The sequence below is a fragment of the Bifidobacterium sp. POST2/T3 (B1) genome, from assembly GCF_058197115.1.
Window position 1 is genome coordinate 1 of the sequence record NZ_JBVPQK010000287.1, and the last position, 3,375, is coordinate 3,375.

3 protein-coding genes are annotated in these 3,375 nt (G+C 62.1%); all 3 read right to left on the reverse strand.

The window, feature by feature from the left end; all coding sequences use genetic code 11:
- Positions 1-389: 389 nt before the first annotated feature.
- Positions 390-737: a hypothetical protein gene (locus AC0AP0_RS10610; RefSeq protein ID WP_015022035.1), complete on the reverse strand. Its 348-nt coding sequence runs from the start codon at positions 735-737 to the stop codon at positions 390-392.
- 24 nt (positions 738-761) lie between these two features.
- Positions 762-1,031, reverse strand: coding sequence for a hypothetical protein (locus tag AC0AP0_RS10615; RefSeq protein ID WP_033512165.1), 270 nt, complete (start codon positions 1,029-1,031; stop codon positions 762-764).
- Between the two features lie 177 nt (positions 1,032-1,208).
- Positions 1,209-2,639: a ParB/RepB/Spo0J family partition protein gene (locus AC0AP0_RS10620; RefSeq protein ID WP_015022037.1), complete on the reverse strand. Its 1,431-nt coding sequence runs from the start codon at positions 2,637-2,639 to the stop codon at positions 1,209-1,211.
- Positions 2,640-3,375 lie beyond the last annotated feature (736 nt).

The window sequence follows — 3,375 nt, forward strand, 5'->3', positions numbered from 1 at the left end:
TGGTTGTGGTGTTCATGGGTGTTCCTTTCCTTGGTGCCGGGACTGTTTGTGCCGACGCCTGGAATGGCGGCCCGGGTATAGCGGAGAGTCAAGCCCCCGCGTGGATCCGAACACTCCCCCGGAGGCCGAGGGGGCATGCTGTTCGGCCCCCTCGGCCGGAGCGGGGTGTGGGCGGAGACGCTCGGGGCTTGAGTCGCAGCGGCCCGGGCCAGAATGGAAGGGGGCGGCACAAACACCACATTCCCAACCCCTTCAGCAGCACGCCGCAGGCGTGCGACAGCGGCGGCCAGACATCAAGGCGCAGCCGCCGATGACCACAACCCCGGCCGAGCCGAGCATGGAAAAAGGGACCCCGTTGAGGGGTCCCTTGATGATGTTGCCCTGATGGGTCAGGCCATCTGGCTTCGGAGTCCTGGGTAGTGGTGTGCCAGGTATTCGGCGGTGGCTTGGCGGATCAGTGCCGATAGGTTGGTGCCTTCTGTTTTGACGGCGGCTTCGGCCCATTGGTCCAGGGCCGGGGTGGTGCGTACCTGCCAGGTTTTGCTGGTGGGTTGTTTGAGTTCGTCGCGGGGGCGGCCGGCGAAGATGGAGAGCAGGTCGTCGTCGGTCAGGGGGCCGGCGTCGTAGCCCCGGTATACCCGGGTGCCTTCGATGGGTGTGAATTGGCCGGCGTCGGCCATGCGGTCGAGTGCTTCGGCGTGTGCTGCCCTGTCGGCGGGTGTCTGTGTGTTGGTCATGGTCTGGCTCCTTGTTGGTTGTGTCTATTGGTATCTGAGATGTTGCCACCGGCTGGTCAGCGGCATGGCGTGGAAGGCGTGGAGCTGGCCGTCCTGCCATTTGCTGACGATGACTTCGAGCAGGTTGTCGGGTAGGGCCCCGGGGTGTGGCTGGCCGACGAAGACCACCGTCATCTCGTCGCCGTAGCCCTCGATTTGTTCGTGGCCTATGGAGTGGAGGACCGCGTGCCTGATTTCGTCGTCGGCGCAGCCGTGCTTGCGGGCTGATTGCTCTATCTCGATCTCCATGACCATGAGTGTAGTACAAATTGCACATACAAACCAGTCGTGCGTTCCTCGCGTTGCGGTCTGGCTGTCCGAACGCGGGGCGTTCGACGATGCCGATTCCACCCCGTGGGGTGGCGCGAGGCATCGCTGCGCCGCCGCCGGCAGCCGGCCCCGCTTGGTGGCGGGGCCGGCTGCGGGGTTCATTCACTCTTTGGTGTCCTCCTCCTGGTCGCCGTCGTCTGTTTCATCTTCGTTCCCTTCGTTGTCTTCCTCTTCAGGTCGGGGCACCAGGTCGCCGTCGAGACCGGATTGCTCTTCGTCGCTGATGGCGTAGCCTGCGGTTTGGAGGGCACGGTAGAGGGGTTTGAGCAGGCCGTCTATGTCGTCTTGGCTGCGCCAGGTCTCGTGGTTGATCTGTGTCTCCATGATGGCGTGGCACAGGGCGAAGGCCGTCTGGGTGCGGCGACTCTCGTCAAGGTCGGCCTTTTGCGCCAGCTCGGCTTCCTGGTCCTGGACGATGGCGCGCCATGTGTCCCGCACCTGGTCCCGGCTGACCCACCAGGTGCGTTGGCTCGCTTGGGCGATGACCAGCATGGACAGGGCCTGGGACTGGTTTTTGGCGGGGCGTTTGAGGGACATGAGCCGTTGCGTGTAGGCCAGCCGCAGGTCGTGGCTTGCCGTGTCCAGTTGCTTGGCCGGTGCGATTTCGGCTTCTTGTTCGGCTTGCCACCTGGCCAGGTCATCCTCTCTTTGCCGGCGTTCGTCCTCCTGGTCCTGTTGGGTGTATGGCTCCAGCAGGGTGATTTTGACGCGCCACTGTCCGCCACGGTCGAGCAGTCCGGCGGCCGTGGGTTTGTCGCCTTCCCATTCCTCCAGCCATGTGTCGAGGGCCTGCTTGGGGTCGGGGTCGGTATCCGGGGAGAATCGGGCGATGGTGCGCCAACCTTCCGGGTCAGACCAGGATTGTGATGGTGTCAGCGGCACGATGGGCAGCCCGGCCTGCTTGATGGCTTCCTGGGCCTGTTCGATCCACTTGTCCAGCGACCGTTTGGCCTGGACCTGGTGCAGTGTCATGTTCCAGTTGTTGGTGCCTGCGGCTTTGATGAGCTGGTCTTGCAGGCCTTCGTCGTCGCGGAAGTCGGCTATCGTCTCCAATTCCTCGAAGCTCAGCTGGGATGGCAGCGCGAGTATTTTCTCGTCGTCGATGGACGATATTTTGAGCCGTCGCTGCACGGTGCTGCGGCTGCGGCCAGTGGCTTTGGCCATCTGGTCCACGTCTTCGCCAAGGTCCAGGAGGTGGGCGTATCCGCGTGCCTCGTCCAGGGCGGTGAGCTGGTCACGGTGTATGTTCTCTACCAGCATCACCTCCGCCTGGGTCTGCTCGTCCATGTCGGTGATGATACAGGGCACGGTTGCAAGGCCGGCCTGCTCGGCGGCCGCCAGCCGCCGGTGTCCGATGACCAGGGTGTGCCGCCCCTCCTGGTTCGCCGGTGTGACGACCAGGGCCTGCTGTATGCCTTGGGACGCGATGCTCATGGCCAGCTCCGACACGTCTCCTATCTCGCTTCGGGGGTTGGCGTCGTTGGGCCTGATGGCGTCGATGGGCAGCATGGTCACTGTGGTTGTGGTGTTCATGGGTGTTCCTTTCCTTGGTGCCGGGACTGTTTGTGCCGACGCCTGGAATGGCGGCCCGGGTATAGCGGAGAGTCAAGCCCCCGCGTGGATCCGAACACTCCCCCGGAGGCCGAGGGGGCATGCTGTTCGGCCCCCTCGGCCGGAGCGGGGTGTGGGCGGAGACGCTCGGGGCTTGAGTCGCAGCGGCCCGGGCCAGAATGGAAGGGGGCGGCACAAACACCACATTCCCAACCCCTTCAGCAGCACGCCGCAGGCGTGCGACAGCGGCGGCCAGACATCAAGGCGCAGCCGCCGATGACCACAACCCCGGCCGAGCCGACCAGTTTTATGTTTGCCGATTGAAGGGTGATCTGCAGTAGCTCATGATAGAAGAAAGACCATCCGATAAGAAATGTGTTTATATTGTGAAGCTTTATCTTGATGAAGCTTTCTAACTGATATCCCGAGTATATTAAAGCTTGTTAGAAGCCGCCACTGCCTCTATCATATTTATATGATATGCACACTAGGGCGGCACTTTTTTATCTAAAGGGGTGTAACTGAGATGGACACCGCTCGTATTCCTTACCCTTCGCATCCTTATCAGAGCTCAGCCAATCTAGCCTCTATGCTGATACAGAACGGTCTCTCCGGCATCAGGGGCTATAGGAACTAAACGCGTTGTTTTAGGTTCTGTGTGTGGGTTTGGTTGTGTGTTGGTCAGAGTGTGGTGTTGGGGTATCTGACTGGTGTGTGG

Bases quoted from the DNA above. Each gene is read 5' to 3' on its own strand.
- AC0AP0_RS10610 (WP_015022035.1), bottom strand. From the start codon at position 737: ATGACCAACACACAGACACCCGCCGACAGGGCAGCACACGCCGAAGCA.
- AC0AP0_RS10615 (WP_033512165.1), bottom strand. From the start codon at position 1,031: ATGGTCATGGAGATCGAGATAGAGCAATCAGCCCGCAAGCACGGCTGC.
- AC0AP0_RS10620 (WP_015022037.1), bottom strand. From the start codon at position 2,639: ATGAACACCACAACCACAGTGACCATGCTGCCCATCGACGCCATCAGG.